General features: G+C 65.8%; 12 protein-coding genes. 9 read left to right on the top strand and 3 right to left on the bottom strand.

Annotation, left to right across the window (positions count from 1 at the left end):
* Positions 1-36 precede the first annotated feature (36 nt).
* The gene (locus D2V17_RS09805) at positions 37-657 is read left to right on the top strand and encodes an RBBP9/YdeN family alpha/beta hydrolase (protein ID WP_245978654.1); all 621 of its coding nucleotides are present in this window, start codon (positions 37-39) and stop codon (positions 655-657) included.
* 105 nt (positions 658-762) lie between these two features.
* Here D2V17_RS09805 and D2V17_RS09800 read toward each other — a convergent pair whose 3' ends face one another.
* Both D2V17_RS09800 and D2V17_RS09795 read right to left on the bottom strand, forming a co-directional pair.
* Positions 763-3,246 (bottom strand): S9 family peptidase, encoded by a 2,484-nt coding sequence (locus D2V17_RS09800; RefSeq protein ID WP_191229145.1) that lies wholly within the window; start codon positions 3,244-3,246, stop codon positions 763-765.
* Between the two features lie 106 nt (positions 3,247-3,352).
* A complete protein-coding gene (locus D2V17_RS09795; protein ID WP_191229144.1) occupies positions 3,353-6,199 on the bottom strand; it encodes a TonB-dependent receptor in 2,847 nt (948 codons plus the stop codon).
* A 320-nt stretch (positions 6,200-6,519) separates the two neighbouring features.
* Between D2V17_RS09795 and D2V17_RS09790 the strand changes: the two genes are divergently transcribed.
* The 7 genes from D2V17_RS09790 to D2V17_RS09760 all read left to right on the top strand — a co-directional run bounded on the left by D2V17_RS09790 (position 6,520) and on the right by D2V17_RS09760 (position 15,126).
* Positions 6,520-7,440: a LysR family transcriptional regulator gene (locus tag D2V17_RS09790; RefSeq protein ID WP_119592797.1), complete on the top strand. Its 921-nt coding sequence runs from the start codon at positions 6,520-6,522 to the stop codon at positions 7,438-7,440.
* 145 nt (positions 7,441-7,585) lie between these two features.
* Positions 7,586-8,938: a serine hydrolase domain-containing protein gene (locus D2V17_RS09785; RefSeq protein WP_245978653.1), complete on the top strand. Its 1,353-nt coding sequence runs from the start codon at positions 7,586-7,588 to the stop codon at positions 8,936-8,938.
* Entirely contained in the window at positions 8,935-10,536 is a 1,602-nt protein-coding gene (locus D2V17_RS09780) for an N-acyl-D-amino-acid deacylase family protein (protein ID WP_119592795.1), read from the top strand. The genes D2V17_RS09785 and D2V17_RS09780 overlap by 4 nt, the downstream gene beginning before the upstream one ends.
* Before the next feature lie 62 nt (positions 10,537-10,598).
* A complete protein-coding gene (locus tag D2V17_RS09775) occupies positions 10,599-11,900 on the top strand; it encodes an FAD-dependent oxidoreductase (protein ID WP_119592794.1) in 1,302 nt (433 codons plus the stop codon).
* Positions 11,901-12,260 carry a RidA family protein gene (locus tag D2V17_RS09770; RefSeq protein ID WP_119592793.1) on the top strand — a complete coding sequence of 120 codons (360 nt, stop codon included), beginning with the start codon at positions 11,901-11,903 and terminating at the stop codon, positions 12,258-12,260.
* Between the two features lie 166 nt (positions 12,261-12,426).
* On the top strand, positions 12,427-13,665 hold the full coding sequence (locus D2V17_RS09765) for a dicarboxylate/amino acid:cation symporter (protein ID WP_119592792.1): 1,239 nt from the start codon (positions 12,427-12,429) through the stop codon (positions 13,663-13,665).
* A gap of 33 nt (positions 13,666-13,698) precedes the next feature.
* Positions 13,699-15,126, top strand: coding sequence for an amidohydrolase (locus D2V17_RS09760; protein WP_119592791.1), 1,428 nt, complete (start codon positions 13,699-13,701; stop codon positions 15,124-15,126).
* A 190-nt stretch (positions 15,127-15,316) separates the two neighbouring features.
* Here the strand turns inward: D2V17_RS09760 and D2V17_RS09755 are convergent, their stop codons facing one another.
* On the bottom strand, positions 15,317-17,593 hold the full coding sequence (locus D2V17_RS09755; protein WP_119592790.1) for an NADP-dependent malic enzyme: 2,277 nt from the start codon (positions 17,591-17,593) through the stop codon (positions 15,317-15,319).
* 103 nt (positions 17,594-17,696) lie between these two features.
* On the opposite strand from D2V17_RS09755, the gene D2V17_RS09750 reads away from it, so the two are divergent.
* Positions 17,697-18,613, top strand: a 917-nt coding sequence (locus D2V17_RS09750) for a MutS family DNA mismatch repair protein (RefSeq protein WP_483950445.1), incomplete at its 3' end; no start/stop codon positions are given.

The following is an 18,613-nucleotide window of genomic DNA, read 5'->3' as shown; positions in this document are numbered from 1 at the left end:
ATGCCCGCTCTATGTGATCGCCATGCCGACAGTCCATTGCTTCTGACAGTACCCGGCCTCGACAACAGCGGACCTGCGCACTGGCAGACCCTGTGGGAGAATGAGGACGACCGTTGCGCCCGGGTCGAACTTGGCCTCTGGGACAGGCCCTCACCCCTGCCCTGGGCAGGCAGGCTCAATGCCGCCGTTGCCATGGCATCGCGGCCAGTGGTTCTGATCGCTCACAGCCTCGGCTGCCACGCCGTCGCGTGGTGGAGCATGTTCGATGACGCTCTGACGCACAAGGTCGCGGGCGCCCTTCTGGTGGCGCCTCCCGAGGTCGACGATATGCCGATAGACGAAAGGCTGCGCCCCTTCGCACCGACTGCCAGAGCCCGGCTGCCCTTCCCCTCGATACTGGCGGCAAGCCGCAACGATCCCTATGCGACGTTCGGTCGCGCCAAGCGGATGGCGCGCATATGGGGCAGCAGGCTGGTGGACGCGGGGGCGCTGGGCCACATCAACGCCGATTCCCGGATCGGGAACTGGCCCTACGGGCGCTATCTTCTGGACCGGCTGATCGCGGGCATCACACCCTCGCCGCGGCCGTTGCTACCCGGCGGGGCGGTCGAAACGCTCCAGCAGCACGAACCTGCGACCCTCGCGCTGGGGCGCTGACCGAGGCCGCTGTCCGGGCAGACGATCCGGCAATAAACTCCACGAAATCCCCATCGTCCAAGTGTGCTTTTAAGCCATCTGTGGGCGATGGGGAATGCGCTGTGCCTATCGCTCGGCGGCGTGCTTCACATAGGTGTCGAACCAGTCGAACGCCTCGGCCAGCGTGTGCAGGCGGCTTTCGCGGGCGACATAGGCGTGGTCCTCATAGGGCATCATTTCCAGCTTGGCCGTCGCCCCCACGCCCTTCAGCGCGTGATAGAAGCGCTGCGACTGGATCGGATAGGTGCCGGTGTTGCTGTCGATCTCGCCATGGAACAGCAGGATCGGCTCGTTGATGTCGGGCGCATGCATGAACGGCGACATCGCATGGTAGACCTCGGGCACCTCCCAGTAGGTGCGCCGTTCGCGCTGGAACCCGAACGGGGTCAGCGTGCGATTATAGGCCCCGCTCAGCGCATAACCGGCAGCAAAAATGTCGCTGTGCGCCAAGAGGTTCGCGGTCATGAAGGCGCCGTAGCTATGCCCGGCAATGCCCACCGTCGAGCGTTCGGTGACGCCCGCATCGACCAGCATATCAACCGCCGCCTGCGCATTGGCCACCAGTTGCTCGACATAGGTGTCGTTCGCCTCGAGTCCGCCGACGATCGGCATCGCCGCATCGGCCAGCACCGCATAGCCCTGGGTGAGGAACAGCAGATAGTCGCTCGACACCCGGTTCGAGCGGCCCGAGTAGCGATAGGGCGAACCGCGCACCTGCCCCGCGCCCTGCTTGCTGGCGAATTCGCGCGGGTAGGCCCAGACGATGGCGGGCACCTTGTCGCCCTCGCGGTAGTTCGGCGGCAGGTAAAGCGTTCCGCTCAACGGCACGCCATCGGAGCGGGTGTAGTTCACCAGACGCTTGCTTGACCAGCTCAGCGCATGTTCGGGCTGGGCGATCTGAGTGAGCGCCATTTGCGAGCCGCCAGCAAGATCGAGCATGCGGTAGTTGGCAGGCGTGGTGCCCGTTTCATAGCGGGTGACGATCCGGCTCGCCTCGTCGTCAAGCACGGCGACAACCGTCTCGTAGCTTGCGCCCTCGGTCGCGAACAGCCGTTCGGTCTGCCCGGTGGCGAGGTTGAACCGGTCGAGGAACGGGTGGTCGCCCTCGGGAGAACCGCCCTCGCCCGTCAGATAGATCCAGTCGCCGTCCTGCCGCAGCAGCGCGCCGCCCGCCAGCGTGACAGGTTCGCCCGGATCGCCATACCAGTCGTCCGAATTGTGCGACCACAGCAACCGCGCTTCGGAGCCCACCGAACCGGCATCGGCCAGCCACATGCGGGTGTCGCGGGTGGCCCCGCGGAACTGTCCCGCCATCACCTCGCCTTGCGCGGTGAAGGCGAACCGCCCGCGCGAACCGCCATCCGGCGACGTCGGAACGAGGCGATCCTCGGTGCGCAGCACTTCGCGCGGCTTACCCGTGAACGGCGCTTCGAGCACCATCATGCGATCGCGATAGGGGGCCTCGACCGAGGGGTTGCCCTCGTCGAGCGGCTCCACATAGACAATGGCGGCCGGCGATGAAGGCCGCCACTGATGCCAGCGCTCGCCCGGTTGTGCCCAGCCCATGCTTTCGGGGCCCGCAGTGTTGAGCGGCACACTGGCCAGCTCGCGCACCAGCGTGCCGTCCGCCGCCAGAATATCGACCTGCTTGGGGAACCGGCTGGCCGGAACGAGATAGGAGTAGGGCCCGGTAATCCGCGTCGCGAGGAAATACTGCCCGTCTGCCGATGCGGTCAGGCTTTCATAAATACCGGGCTCGCCAAACGGGGTCAGCTCGCCACTGGCCACATCCACCAGCATCGGCTGCGCGGTCATGTAATAATCGAACAGCCGCTCGTCGAATTCGTCGGTGAGCAGGTTGGTGAAGGTCCAGACCGGGGCCTTCTCGCCATCGGTCTGCTGCACGGCCGGGCCCGTGGGCACGCCGCGCTTCGGCGCTGGGCCACGGCCCGAGGGCACGAACTGGCACAGAATGCGGCGGCTGTCGCTCATCCACGCACACGGCGCGTCCGACGAGCTGGCAATGCTGCTGGCGACATTGATCGAAGGACCGGTCAGCCTGCGCACCGTGCCGTCCGCCGTATTGGCGAGCCACAGCTCGATGCCCTGCGCGGCGGTGTGGAGGAAGGCAAAGCTCTTGCTGTCGGGCGACCACATCGGCGGTCCGAGGTTCGTTGCCGGCGCGGCGAGATCGCGCTCCTGGCCGGTGCGCAGATTGATCAGGCGATAGCCGGTGCCGCGTCCGGTGTAGGACGAGTTCCGATCATAGACATTGGTATCGTAAGGCCCGTTGGTCTCGACATTCACCCGCACCCCGCCAAGCCGCACCATGTCCACGGCGCGCTCGGCGATTCCCGGCATGCCCTGCAGCGTTGTAATCACCATCCAGTCGCCATCCGGGCTGGCGCTGGCGGCGGGCGGCGGGGGGATATCGAGAATGGCGGCGGCCTCGGCGGAAGGCTCGCGATAGCCCTCCTGCGCCGTGGCGACATTGGGCAGGACCGCTCCGCTCAGGGCAAGAGCAAGCGCAAGAATGCGGGTGAGTTTCATGAACGGTGGCTCCGAACCAGATGGCATCGCCGCTCATGCGGCACAAAATCAGCATAGAACACGGCGGCCGATCCGCAAAAGACCGGCCGCCGCATCAGTCAGTCTATCAGAAGCTCTTGTTGAACCCGAGATAGAAGAACGTGCCCACATTATCGAACAGCGACGCGCCACCGGCCCCGGTATAGGTCGACGGAGTGCGCGGCGGATGCTCGTCGAACAGGTTGTTCACGCCGAACTGCACGGTCTCCCCACTGCTGAAGTCGTAGGAGAACGACAGGTCGTGATAGAACCGTTCGTCAACGGTGACACCGCCATAGTATTCGTCGCTGCGCTGCACGTTGATCTTCGAGTTGCCGAGATAACGCACCGTCCAGTTCGCCCGCAGACCGCCCAGCGAATAGTCGAGGTTGAGATTGCCGCGCCAAGTGGGATTGCCATACTCGCCGTCGCTGATGAGCAGCGTGTCGAGATCGGTGACGTCGACCAGCTCCTCCAGCTTGTCGAGGTAGGTGGCGGTCAGGCGCACATCGAGGCGGCCCGGCAGGTTGGCCGAAATCCGGTCAAGATAGGTGCGATAGCTCGCCGCCATATCCAGACCGCGCGCTTCCAGCGCACCGATGTTCACCTGACGCAGGTCGATCGACGAGATCACATAGGGATCGCTGATGCCGGTGAAGTTGCCGCGCGTAACCAGCGGGCAGAACGGATTGTCGAGCGATGCGGAATCCACGCACTTGTCGACGATGTCGTTGCCGCTGAGGGTCTGGATCGCGTCGTCGATCTTGATGGTCCACCAGTCAGCCGAGAGCCGCAGGCCCTCGAACGGCGAAGCGACCACGCCGAAGGTCCACGAGTTCGAAGTCTCTTCCTGCAGATCGGGGTTGCCGCCCAGCCGCGTGGTCAGGGCCAGCGACGCAGCCGGGTCGACCCAGCCCGCGGGGATACCCAGCGCGCGGCAGTTCGCCTCGCGGTTGGGGTTGAGGTTGATCTCGGCCGCATCGCAGGGGTCGGCGGTGATGTTCAGCACGCCCAGCGTCTCGGGCGCGAAGAACTCGACCAAGGTCGGCGCGCGCACGCTGCGCGAACGGGTGACGCGGAAGCTCAGATCGTCGATCGGCGCCCATTCGCCGCCCAGCTTCCAGGCCCAGGTATCGCCCACGGTGTCATAGTGCGAATAGCGCGCCGCGCCTTCGAACTGCAGCGACTTGCCGATGATGCTGTCCTTGAGCACCGGCACCACCAGTTCGACGAAGGCTTCGGACACATCGCTGCTGGCATCGACTTCGCCGCCGCCGTTGTCGGTGCGGTAGAGCAGGCCGCGCGAGCCGAGCGCGTCGTCGACGCTCTTCAGCGAGTCCTTGCGGTACTCTGCACCAAGCGCGACGCCCAGCGGACCTGCCGGAAGCTCGATCGGGCTGCCCGAGACCTGGAAACCGGCAAGGAACTGCTCGTTGGTGACATCGCGCTGGAAGGTCGCCTCGAAATAGGCCTTCTGCTCATCGCTCAGCATGCCGCCGAAGACGCTGATCGGCGTGCAACCGGCATCGCGCGCGGCGGCGCTGCGGCACACGATGTCGCCCGAGACCGGATCGCGCACGGCATCGACCGCCTCGTAGAACCGGCTCTCGATGCGCGAGTTGCCGCGCTTGTAGCGCTGGTCGCGGCGACCGTACTGCGCAAAAGCGGTCCAGTCGAAATTGCCCAGTTCGCCGCGCAGGCCGCCCGCGATGGTGTAGGTTGTGCGGCGGTTGCCGTGCTCGCGGTTGCCGAAGATGTACTCGCCTTCGTAGCCGACCTTGATCGACGACAGGTTGTTCGCGTCCATCAGCGCGGTGACTTCATCGGGCAGCGTGGGGTTGTCGCGGCGGAGGGTCAGGGCGGAATCGAAGAAGCCCTGGCCGTTGGTTTCGCTCTCGGCGAAGGAGAACTCGAAATCGGTAAAGGCGGTGATGCCGCTGGTCAGTTCGTACTGCAGGCCGGCGATGGCGGAAATGGCCTCACGCGGATTGCGCAGATTGCGCTCGCGGCTGTCATAACCGAAGTCGCCGCCGACGCATTTCGTGCCGTAGCAGGTAACATCGTCGGGCTGCGCGATCAGGCCCTGATCGTAGAAATAGCGCTGCCCGCCGATCACGAAGGTCGGCTCGTAAGGCGTATTGATCGTGCGCGGATTGTTGATGACGATACGATCGGGAATGCCGTCGTTGGGGCCGGTGTTATCGGGGTTGGTCACGAAGTCCAGCTCGCCCGCACCGTAGGTGTAGCTGCGGTCGCGATAGCGAAGCGTGTCGCTCTTGCTGTAGGTGAGGCCGAACCGCGCCGAACCGCGGCCGTCATCGAACTTGCCGCCACCGCTGACCGACATCCGGTAGGTGCCCGCGTCGCCGCGCGAGGACAGGCCGAGGCGGCCCGACAGGTTCAGGCCTTCCATGTCCTCCTTGAGGCGGATGTTGACCACACCCGAAACGGCGTCCGCACCATAGACCGCCGAGGCGCCGCCGGTGATGATGTCGACGCTTTCGATCATCGAGGTGGGAATAGCGGAAACGTCGACCTGCGCCCCGTCGCGCGAGCCGGACACCCGGCGGCGACCGTCAACCAGCACCAGCGTGCGGTTTTCGCCGAGGCCGCGCAGGTTGATGAAGCTGGCGCCGATGTCGCGCTGGAAGGTATCGTTGCCCGAGCCGAGACCGACCGAAATCTGCGGGCTCTGCATCAGCACGTCGCCGATATCGTTGAGGCCGGTGTTCGAAATCTGCTCCGCGGTGACAACCGTGGTCGGGGTCGGGTTATCGAAGCCGGTGCGGGCGATGCGCGAGCCGGTGACGACGATGCGGCCGTCAGACGCTTCGTCTGCGGCGGCGGCGCTGGTTTCCGGGGCATCCTGCGCATGAGCAATGGACGGCGCAAGGCACAGCGCCAAAGCTGTGCCACCGACCAGAAATCGTTTCAAATTCAAGCCTGATTCGCCAATGGCGGCGCGATTGAGCCCCGAATACCTCATGTTTTTCTCCGTTTTTGAAGCCTTGTCGATCCGAGAGACAGTCTTGCGACAAAGGAAAGGCCTGCGAAGCAATATTGGTTCGCGTACCTATAACCATGCGTTATGATGCAAGCTTCGGTGCGACCCCTCAGCTGACGCCAGTTCTGCCAGACTGGCGCGCTTACTGGATGTCCGCGCTCCCTGCCAGCGAAGCAGGGCCGCTATCCTCGGTTCAAATTCCATGCCGTTCGGTTATGCTGCCTGCGGTTGCACCTGGCACGGAGCCCAATATGCGTTTGCGGCACATCGAAGTCTTTCACGCCGTTTACGAGCATGGCTCGATCAGCGGCGCGGCGCGCATGCTCAATGTCTCGCAGCCATCGGTCAGCAAGGTGCTGCGCCATGCCGAGGACCAGCTTGGCTATGAGCTTTTCCAGCGGACCAAGGGCAGGCTCGTCGCCACCCCGCAGGCCCACGAGCTGTTTGCCGAGGTGGCCGAGGTCTACACCAGCCTCAGCAAGCTGAGCCGCACCGCGCACAATATCGGGAGCCGCAAGGGCGGGCATTTGCGGGTCGCCGTGCTGCCCGCGATTGCGCTGGCGGTGGCCCCGCGCGCTATCGCTCGGCTGTGCGAAGGCAATGCCGAGATCTCCTCCGAGATCACCACGCTGCACAGCCGCGAGATGGACCGCTTCCTGCACGAGCGCGCCTGCGACGTCGCGGTGGGCTTTCGGCTGAACCGCAATGCCGGGATCGCGCAGACCGAACTCGGGCGGCCACGCCTAGTGCTGGTCACCCCGCGCGATGCTTTCGGACCCACCGACCAGCCCGTCGCGATCGAGGCCCTGCATGAACTCAACTTCATCGGCGTGCGCGACAGCGGCCCCTTGGCCGATGCCTTCGTGAACGAGCTGAACCGCTACGAAGTCGCCCCGCGCGAGGTGGTCACCTCGCATACCTATTACGCCGCGCTGGCGCTGGTGCGCGAAGGGATGGGGATCACGGTTGCCGACGAATATACGGTTTCGGCCCTGGGCACGCCCGACCTGTCCTACTACCAACTGGTGCCGAACGTGCAGGCGCCGATCTATGCGGCAACGCTCGAGAACAGCCCGAACGCCGACCTTGCCGACCGCTTTATCGAAAACCTGCGCGCGGCGCTCTGCGAGCTTTCCGGCCCGAGCACACCCGGTCAGCCCACGACGCCATAACGCAGAGCTATGACTCGGGTGACGACTTGACATTGTCATGCGGTTTTTGCGCCTGCACTCCTTGGGTTCGAGATCGCCGCAGCAAGTTAGAGGAGACCGCAAGTTGGTAGCGCCTACCCAAACACAGCCCGCATCAAGGCTCTGTTTGCTCACGGCAGCCGCTCTGGGCGTGCTGGCGGCTCCTGCTGGCGCGCAAGCCCCGGAAGCAGCCATGCGCGCGGCGCTGAGCGATCCTGCCCATGCTCTGGCGCCCGGTTGCGTGGCTAGCACGTTCGCGCAGGGGCAGCCGGTCGGGCTGGTGGCGCAGGGCTATGCCGATCTTGCCGACCAACGCCCGCTCGATGGCGACAGCCTGTTTTATGCCGCCTCAGTGTCCAAGCAGTTCACCGCGCTGGCGGCGGCCACGCTGATTGCGCAGGGGAAGTTGGCACTGGACGACGATGTGCGCCAGTACCTGCCCGAACTCCCGGTTTACGATGCGCCGATCACGGTCGGCATGCTGATGCATCATACCTCGGGCATTCGCGATTCGCTGGGCCTGCTGCGCATGGCAGGCGTCAGCGATGTCGGAACGGCCTCGAAGGACGATGCGCTAGACCTGCTGTTCCGCCAACAGCACACGCAGTTCACGCCCGGCACGCGCTACAGCTATTCGAATGGCGGCTATCTGCTGCTGGCCGAGATCGTCGAACGCGTCGTGGGCGAGGCCTTTGCCGACTACGCCCGGCGCGCGATTTTCGCCCCGCTGGGGATGGAACGCAGCTTCTTCCTCAACGACAACAGCCCTGCCGCCGGCACCTTCGCCCATGGCTATGTGCCCGAGGGCGATGGCTTTGCCCTGCGTGACAGCTTCCCGCGCTTCAGCGGATCGGGCGGGCTGATGCTGTCGATGAACGACCTGGCCCGCTACGAATACGATATCGAGCAGGGCCACAGGGTCTGGACCCCGGAGGTGACGCAAATCATGCTCGCGCCGGGCCGTTACACCGATGGCTCGCTGATCGACGATGGCGGCGGCCTTGCCTATGGCGGCGGCCTGCACCTTGGCGAAAAGGGTGGGCAGGCGGTGGTGGTCCACACTGGCTCGGCCGAGGCGTTCAAGCATGCCTATCTGCGCCTGCCCGACCAGCACAGCGCCTTTGCCGTGCTCTGCAACCGGGGCGACTGGAAGGCCACCGACCGACTGAAAGCGGTGATGGCGGCAAGCGATGTGCGCTATCCGGGTATGCCGCTGAGCAGCCCTGAGGGCCTGTTCCATTCCTCCGAGTTGAACGCCTACTTCCGCCTGACGCCGTCGGATGACGGCATCGCGGTGGAGGTGACCTCGCCCTTTATCGCCGCGCCGGTGGTCCAGCATTACGAGGCCGACGACGATGGCGGGTTTCACCACGAGACCATGTCCATCACGCCGACCGACAATCCCGATCGCCTGCGGCTGAAGCGCGGCACCACCGCCGAACTCACTCTCACCCGCGTCAACCAAGAGGCCGCGCAATGAGTGTCGCCAAGACCATCGGCGCGGCCTTCGCGCTCCTCGCCAGCACCGGCCTTGCCGGATGCGCCACTGCGCAAGGCCCGCTGTCGCAGGCAACGGTTCTGGCGGGCGGCACCATTTACGATGGCAGCTCGGACACGCCTATCGTTGGCGATGTCGTGATCAGCGGAGACGAAATCGTCTATGTCGGCCCGAGCCGCGCGGCTCCTGCCGGGGCCCGCGTGATCGACGCCAGCGGCATGATCGTCGCGCCCGGCTTCATCGACCCGCATACCCACGCCCAGCGCTTCCTCGAAGCGACAGACAGCGAGGGCCGGTTGAACCTGCCGTGGATGATGCAGGGCGTGACCACGATCTTTACCGGCGTCGACGGCGGCGGCACGCCGGAAGTCGCGGCATTCTACGACGACCTCGAAGCGCGCGGTTTCGGCACCAATGTCGCGGCCTATGTCGGCTTCGGTCCGGTGCGCCGCGCCGTGCTCGGCGATTCGGGTCGCGCCCCCGACGAGGCCGAGCTGGACGCGATGAAGGCGCTGGTCGCCAAGGGCATGTGCGAGGGCGCACTCGGCCTTTCGACCGGGCTCTATTACGTGCCGCAGAACTTCGCCCAGACGGAAGAGGTCGTCGCCCTGGCGCGCGAGGCAGCGCTGCGCGGCGGCATCTACGACACCCACCAGCGTGACGAGGCGACCTATAGCATCGGCGTCGAGCAATCGGTGCAGGAGGTGTTGACCATCGGGCGCGAAGCCGGGCTGCCGGTCCACATCGCGCATATCAAGGTGCTGGGCGTGGACTTGCACGGCACCTCGGGCACGATCATCGCAGCGATCAACCGCGCCCGCGCCGAGGGGCAGGACGTCACCGCCGACCAGTATCCATGGGAGGCCTCGGGCACCAGTCTGCAGGCGGCGTTGCTGCCGCCATGGTCGCAGGAAGGCGGGCGCGAGGCGCTGCTGGCGCGGCTTGCCGATCCGTCTGAGCGCGGAAAGATTGAAGCCGAGATGGCCGAGAACATGCGCCGCCGCGGCGGGGCCCATTCGCTGCTGCTGGTGGCGCAGGGCCACGAGTGGACCGGAAGGCGGCTCGACGATGTAGCCGCGCAGTGGAACCTCGACCCGATCACGGCAGCGATCCGCATCATCGAGGACGGCGACCGCAGCGGCAAGACCGTCTCGTTCAACATGGCCGAAGGCGACATCACCGCCTTCATGCGCGAGCCGTGGGTCGTCACCAGCTCCGACGGCTCGGAAGGCCACCCGCGCATGTATGCGACCTTCCCGCAGAAATACCGCAAATATGTGCGCGAAGCGGCGGCCATCGACCTCGCCACCTTCATCAACAGCAGCACCGGGCGCACCGCCGACATGTTCGGACTGACCGACCGGGGGCATCTGCGGGCGGGCTACAAGGCCGATGTCGTGATGTTCGATCCCGAGCATTATGGCCCGGTGGCAACCTATCTCGAACCGCGCGAGCTGAGCGAGGGCGTGGAGGCGCTGTTCGTAAACGGCCAGAGCGTCATTCTCGATGGCGCGCCGACCGGTGTCGCTGCGGGGCAAGCGCTGCGCCATCGCCCACCGCCCGGAACCTGCCCGGGCTGACCCGGTCGGCCTGAAGCACGGCGCGGACAGCGCGCCGACCGAATGATAAATTGAGGAATTCGATGAAACACTCGCAGCCGGAATCCGGTCGAACCTGCACGTCTTCAGCGGAGGCAACCGGACCCGAGACCGACGTTCTGGTGCTGGGCGCGGGCGTCGTGGGCGTCACCACCGCCTATGCGCTGGCCCGGCGCGGCTATGCGGTGACGCTGGTCGACCGCGCTGACGGCCCCGCCCAGGGCAGCTCCTTCGCCAACGGGGCTCAGCTCTCCTACGCCTATACCGACGCGCTGGCGCAGCCCGGCCTGCTACCCGCGATGCCTGCCATCCTGGCGGGGCTCAATCCGGCCTTCCGCCTGCACTTCTCGCTCGACCCGGAGTTCCTGCGCTGGAGCCTCGCCTTCCTGCGCAATTGCACCGAGGCGCGCTTTGCCGAGAACACCCGCGCCGCGCTCGCGCTGGGGCTGGAATCGCGGCTGGCCATGGCGGAGCTGTGCGCGCGCCACCGCTTCGATTTCGCGCATACCCGCCCCGGCAAGATGCACATCTTCCGCGATGAGGCCAGCCTGCGGGGCGCCCGCAAGGCGATGGCGATCAAGCAGGAAGCGGGCGTTACGCAACAACTGCTCAGCCCCGCAGAGGCCATCGCAATAGAGCCTGCATTGAGCGCAATCGGCAGCTTTGCCGGGGCATTGTGGACACCTGCGGAAGAGGTCGGCGATCCCTATCGCTTCTCGCTTGGCCTGCTCGACGTGCTCTCCAAGCGCTATGCGGTGAAGACCGCCTTCGGGTTCCAAATTGCCGCAGTGGACGAGCATGACGGCGGCGTCACCGTGCGCAGCCGCGAGGGGGCGATCCTGTCGGCCCGCGCCGTGGTGGCATGCCTCGGAGCGGAGGCTCCGGCGCTGCTGCGCCCGTTGGGCATTCCCAACCCGATCCTGCCGATGAAGGGCTACAGCTTCACCGCCCCGCCCGGCCCCGATGCGCCCAGTGCCAGCATCACCGATTCCGCGCGAAAGATCGTCTGCTGCCGCCTCGGCAACTCGATACGCGTGGCGGGGCTCGCGGAACTGAACAATCGCGATCCGCGCCCCGATCCGGCGCGGCTGCAACTGCTGCTCGACAACGCCAGAGCCGCGCTGCCCAGAGCCGCCGCCTATGACGAGGCAAGCGCCGACTGGGCCGGGCTGCGTCCGATGACCGCCAGTTCCAACCCCATCATCCGGCAGGCCCGCCAGCGCGTGTTCGTGAACATCGGTCACGGAATGCTCGGCTGGACCTTTGCCGCCGGTGCCGCCGAGCGGGTCGCCGCGCTGGTCGATGCCGCTGCCGATATATCCCATCACAAGCTGGAGACCCTTTGAATGACCACCCCCTCTGTCCCGCCCCTCAGCCGCTACCGCCGCGCGGGCGACCTCGTCTTCACCTCGGGCCAGCTGCCGCGCATGGCGGATGGGTCCATCATCCCCGGCGATATCGAGGCGCAGACGCGGCAGGCGCTCGCCAACCTTGAGGCCGTGCTGGCCGAGGCGGGCGCGCGGCTCGATCAGGTGATCAAGGTCACCGCATGGCTGACCGACGCCTCGCTGATGCCCGGTTTCAACGCCGTCTATCGCGAGGTTTTTGCCGCCCCCTTTCCCAGCCGCTCGACGGTGATTTCGGGCCTCGTAGCGGGCAATGTGGAGATCGAAGCGGTCGCCTGCCTGTCGCAGAACGAGGACTAATCTGCCGAAAACCGGGGGCCAGCAGCGTTGCCGCTGTTGGCATACCGGGAAAAGTGCTGCGATAACCTTGGCCTATGACCGACATGATTGTTTGAAGTCTGCTGACCAGACCGATTGCTGTCTAATCGCTCCGAAACCGACCACATCAAAAGGAACACCCTAGACGATGCTACGCGCCTGGTTCGCCTCCGCCCTGTGGAAACGCGTGTTGTTCGCGATGGTCTGCGGGGTCATCGTCGGCATGATGATGGGCGAGAGCGCGGAATCCATCAAATGGATCGGCGACCTGTTCATCCGTGCGATCAAGATGCTGGTCATCCCGCTGATCTTCTTCTCGCTGGTTTCGGGCATGACGGCGGTGGGCGACATTGGCCGCCTCGGCAGCGTGGGCGGCAAGGCGCTGCTGATCTTCATGACCACCGCGCTGATCGCAGTGTCGCTCGGTATGGGGCTGGCAACACTGTTCCAGCCGGGTGTCGGCCTTGAAATCAACCTGTCGGCGGATACCGAAATTCCGCCTGCGCCCGACCAGTCGCTGATCCAGATGATTATCGGGCTGGTGCCCGACAATCCGATCATGGCCATGGCTGAAGGCGCGGTGCTGCCGGTGATCATCTTTTCGGTCCTGCTCGGCATGGCGATCCTCGCCACCGGCGAGGAAGGCGCGCCGATTGCCCGGGCGATGAATGCCGGATCGGCGGTGATGCAGAAGATGACCATCTTCGTGATGGAACTCGCGCCCTTCGGCGTCTTCGCGCTGATCGCATGGGTCGCGGGCACCTTCGGCTTCGAAGCGCTGATCCCGCTCAGCAAGCTGGTGGCGCTCAACTATGGCGGCTGCGCGATCATCCTGTTGGTCGTCTACCCAGCAATCCTGCGGCTGATTGCGCGCCTGCCGGTGATCGATTTCTACCGCGGCATCATCGACGCGCAGGCCGTGGCCTTCTCCACCGCATCCTCGAACGCGGCCTTGCCCGTGACCCTGCGCTGCGTGGAGCGCAACCTCGGCGTCTCGCATGCGGTGGCCAGCTTCACCGTCGCGCTGGGGGCCACGATCAACATGAACGGCACCGCGATGTACCTCGGCGTCATCGCGCTGTTCGGTGCGCAGGCCTACGGGATCGAGCTGAGCTGGGTCTCCTATGGTCTGATCGCGCTCACTTCCACATTGGGCGCGATTGGCGCGGCGGGCGTGCCCGGATCGGGGCTGGTGATGATGAGCCTGGTGCTCTCGTCGATTGGCGTCCCGCTCGAAACGATCGCTTTCGTGGCCGGGATCAACCACATCCTCGACATGGCCCGCACCATGACCAACGTCTCGGGCGACGCCGCCGTGGCCGTGGCAGTCGGGCGTCTGTCGGGCGAAATCGACGTCGAGGAATATGTGTCGGCTGACGATGTCTGACGCGCCCCCAAGCCCAGCGAAGTGGAGACCTTCATGAAGCCTTTCATCCCGCTAGCTCTGGCGGCCCTGTGCCTGCCCGGACTTCCCGCCGCCGCGCAGGAGGCGTTCGATCCCGCTGCTGCCGTCGATGCCGAATTCGACCACACCGCACGCATCGCCCAGCAGATCTGGGACTTTGCCGAGCTTGGCTACCTTGAGCAGTCGTCGTCCAGCCTGCTGCAATCCGAAATCGAGGCCGAGGGCTTCACGGTCAAAGCGGGTGTCGCGGACATTCCCACCGCCTTCATCGCCGAGTGGGGCCACGGCGGCCCGGTGATCGGCGTGCTGGCCGAGTTCGACGCGCTGCCCGGCATCACCCAGTCCGCCGAGCCGACCCGCGATCCGCTTGCCTCCAAGCATGCAGGCCATGCCTGCGGGCACAACCTGTTCGGCGCGGGGTCGCTCACCACGGCCATCGTGCTCAAGCGCTGGCTGGAGGCGACGGGCACGCCGGGGCGCATCCGGCTCTATGGCACGCCTGCCGAAGAGGGCGGCTCGGGCAAGGTCTATATGACCCGCGCAGGGCTCTTCGACGATGCCGACTTCGTGCTCGACTGGCATCCGGGCGACCGCAATGCCGCGCCATCTTCGAGCAGCCTTGCCAACCGCTCAGCCAAGTTCCGCTTCCACGGGATTTCCTCGCACGCCTCCTCTGCGCCGGAAAACGGGCGCTCGGCGCTAGATGGGGTGGAGGCGATGAACATGATGGTCAACATGATGCGCGAGCACACCAGCATGGATACGCGCATCCACTATGCCATCACCGACGGGGCATCGGCGCCCAACGTGGTGCCCGACTTCGCCGAGGTGTTCTACTATGTCCGCCATTCGGACCCCGACGAGGTGCGCGCGCTGTGGCCGCGCATCGAAGGCGCCGCCAAGGGTGCGGCCATGGGCACCGGGACGACGGTGGAATGGGAGATCATCCACGGCAACAATCCGACCCGGCCCGTCCCCACGCTCCAGCGCCGGATGACGCAGATCCTCGAACAGATCGGCGGCATCAGCTACTCGGCTGAAGAGCAGGCCTGGGCGCGGACCCTGCGCGAGAGCCTCGGCGACGATGCACCACCGATCACTGCTGCCGAAACGGTCGCGCCCTATGCAGTGCTGACCAACTACGGCTCGACCGATGTGGGCGATGTCTCCAGCGCGGTTCCGACGGTCAGCGTGCGCACCGCGACCTGGGTTCCGGGAACCAGCGCACACAGCTGGCAGGCGGTCGCGGCGAGCGGCATGTCGATCGGGTTCAAGGGCGCGAGCCATGCCGCCAAGGCGATGGTGCTGATGGGCGTCGAACTCTATTCGGACGCCGAACTGCGCGAGCAGGCCAAGGCCGAGTTTACCGAATTGCTCGGCCCGGATTATCAGTACGAATCGCTGCTCGGCGACCGTAAGCCGCCGCTCGACTATCGTCAGTAACGGCAGGTGGCCGAAAAGGCTGCCACCACCGCCAGCTTGGGCAGGATGACATAGCATTGACCCGCAAAGCCCTTCCCCTTGGGGAAGGGTTGGGATGGGGGTTCTACGCCAACCAGTGTCGAGCCCCCCACCCCCGGCCCCTCCCCAGGGGGAGGGGAGCAAGGTGGCATCAGACTAATGCCATCCCGCCTCAGCCCAGCACCCCGGCGCTCGCCAGCACGGCCAGCGTCAGGATATCGGGCGCGATCGCCGTCATCGGCGCGATCTGGACGGGCTTTTCCGACCCGATCAGCATCGGCCCGATGGTCGCATCGCCGCCCAGTTCGCGCAGCAGCTTGGCCGACAGGTTCGCGCTCTGCAGACCCGGCATGATCAGCACGTTCGCCGGGCCCGACAGGCGGCTGAACGGATAGAGCTTCATCACCTTCGGGTTGAGCGCCGCATCGGGGGCCATCTCGCCTTCGTATTCGAAGCCCGGCTCCTCGGCATCGAGGATCGCCACCGCCTCGCGGATGTTCTCCAGCCACTGGCCCGAGGGGTTGCCGAAGGTCGAATAGGACAGGAACGCGACGCGCGGCTCGTGCCCCATGCGGCGCGCAACCGCGGCGGTTTCCCTGGCGATATGCGCCAGTTCTCTGGCCGTGGGGCGCTCGTTCATGGTGGTGTCGGCGAGGAAGGTGGTGTGGTTCTTGCCCAGCATCATGTGCACACCGAAAGGCACCGCGCCCGGCTTCGGATCGAGCACGCGGGCAATTTCGCGGGCGGTCTGGCTGAAGGTGCGGGTGAGGCCCGAGATCATCCCGTCGCCATGGCCCAGCGCCACCAGCAACGCGGCAAACACGTTGCGCTCCTGATTGACCATGCGGCGCACGTCGCGCTCGGTGTAGCCCCGACGTTGCAGGCGCTTGTAGAGATACTCCACCATCGGTTCGATATGCTGCGAGGTGTAGGAGTTCTCGATGATGTAGCTGTCGGGATCGTCGACCGCGAGTTCGACCAGCTTCTCGCGCACCTTCTCGGTGCGACCGACGAGGATCGGGGTGCCATAGCCAAAATCGCGGAACTGGATTGCAGCGCGCAGGGCCACCTCTTCCTCGGCCTCGGCGAAGACCATCCGCCCCGGATTGGCCTTGGCCAGCGAGTAGATGTTGGTGAGCGCCGCCGTGGTCGGGTTAAGCCGCGCCTTGAGGCTGTGCGTGTAGAGGTCGAAGTCCTCGATCGGGGCCAGCGCCACGCCCGAATCCATCGCTGCCTTGGCCACTGCCGAGGACACCACCTCGATCAGGCGCGGGTCGAACGGGGCGGGGATGATGTAGTCGGTGCCGAACTGGTGGTTGATGCCATAGGCGGCGGCAACCTCCTCGGGCACGGGCCGGCGCGCGAGTTCGGCGATGGCATGGGCCGCCGCGATCTTCATTTCCTCGTTGATCGTGGTCGCCTGCACGTCGAGCGCGCCGCGAAAGATGAACGGGAAGCCGAGCACGTTGTTGACCTGGTTCGGGTAGTCCGAGCGGCCCGTCGCCACGATGGCATCGGGGCGCACGGCCTTGGCCGCGTCGGGGGTGATTTCCGGGTCGGGGTTGGCCATGGCGAAGATGATCGGCTGGTCGGCCATGTCCTTCACCCATTCGGGCTTGAGCGCATCCTTCGCCGAAAGGCCGAGGAAGATATCGGCCCCCTCGAGCGCCTCTTCCAGAGTGCGGCGGTCGGTCTCGACCGCGTGGGCGCTCTTCCACTGGTCGACATTGTCGCGCCCCGGGAAGATCACGCCCGAGCGGTCGCACATCAGCACATTCTCATGACGCACACCCATCGACTTGATCAGCGCGGTGCAGGCAATCGCCGCCGCACCCGCGCCGTTGACCACGACCTTCACGTCTTCAAGCTTGCGCCCGGTCAGGTGGCAGGCATTGACGAGACCCGCCGCGGTGATGATCGCGGTGCCGTGCTGGTCGTCGTGCATGATCGGCACGTTCATCCGCTCGCGCAGTTCCTGCTCGATGATGAAGCATTCGGGGGCCTTGATGTCCTCAAGGTTGATGCCGCCGAAGCTCGGCCCCATCAGCGCCACTGCCTCGATAAAGGCGCGCGGATCTTCGGTGTCGAGTTCGAGGTCGATCGCGTCGACATCGGCAAAGCGCTTGAACAGCACCGCCTTGCCTTCCATCACCGGCTTGGAAGCAAGCGCGCCGAGATTGCCGAGGCCAAGGATAGCGGTGCCGTTGGAGATGACCGCGACGAGATTGGAGCGGGCCGTGTACTTCGCCGCCAGCGACGGATCTTCGGCAATCGCCTTCACCGGCGCTGCCACACCCGGCGAATAGGCCAGCGACAGGTCGCGCTGGGTCGCCATCGGCTTCGACGCGATGATCTCGATCTTACCGGGGCGGATCGTCTCATGATAAAACAGTGCTTCGCGGGTGGTGAAGTCCTGGTTGGTCTCGTCGTCTTTCACGTCAATCTCCATGTGCTGGCATCGCCATAAAGGGGTGAGCCGCGTGGCGATAGGGGAAAGGCGCCGCGCCAGCCTTTCCGAATCGGCCACGGCAAGGCTAGGCCTTGCGGCGATCATGTCTTCCGCCCCCACCCCAATGATGGCGCAATATCTCGCGCTCAAGAAAGAAGCGGGCGAATGCCTGCTGTTCTATCGCATGGGCGACTTCTTCGAGCTGTTCTTCGAAGATGCCCGCAAGGCTTCCGCCGTGCTCGATATCGCGCTGACCGCGCGCGGCGAGCATGGCGGCGAGCCGGTGCCGATGTGCGGGGTGCCCGTCCATTCGGCGGAGGGCTACCTCGCGCGGCTGATCCGCGCCGGGTGCCGGGTGGCCATCGCCGAACAGGTCGAGACGCCCGACGAGGCCAAGGCGCGCGCCAAGCGCGAGGGCTCGCCGGTGTCGAAGGCGCTGGTGAAGCGGGATATCGTCCGCTTCGTCACTGCCGGGACGCTGACCGAAGAGGCCCTGCTCGAACCGCGCCGGGCGAATATGCTCGCCGCGGTCTGCGAAGTGCGCGGGGTGTGCGGGATCGCCGCCTGCGATATCTCGACCGGGCGCATGGAGCTGGAAGAATGCGAGGTGCTGGCGCTGAACGCAGCTCTGGCGCGGATCGGGGCAAGCGAGGTGGTCGCGCCCGAGGACTGGGACGCAGCTCCCGCCGAGCATGTCGCCCGCCCCGCCAGCGACTTTTCCAGCGAGAAGGGCGAAGCACGGCTGAAATCACTGCATCAGGTGGCGACGCTTGACGGGTTCGGTCAGTTCACCCGTGCGATGCTGGCCGCTGCCGGTGGGCTGGTCGCCTATCTCGACCATGCCGGGCGCGGGCAATTGCCACTGTTGTTGCCGCCCGTCGCGCGCCCGCACGGCGGCTACATGGCGATGGACGAGGCCACGCGCACCAGCCTCGAGATCCTCGCCAGCCAGTCGGGCGGACGCGAAGGCAGCCTGATCGCCGCGATCGACCGCTGCTCGACCGGCGCGGGCGCGCGCCT

This window comes from Aurantiacibacter xanthus (assembly GCF_003584015.1).
Classification (GTDB): Bacteria; Pseudomonadota; Alphaproteobacteria; order Sphingomonadales; family Sphingomonadaceae; genus Alteraurantiacibacter; species Alteraurantiacibacter xanthus.
Note: the sequence above shows the minus strand (reverse complement) of the source record. Positions and strands in the feature narration are given on the sequence as shown.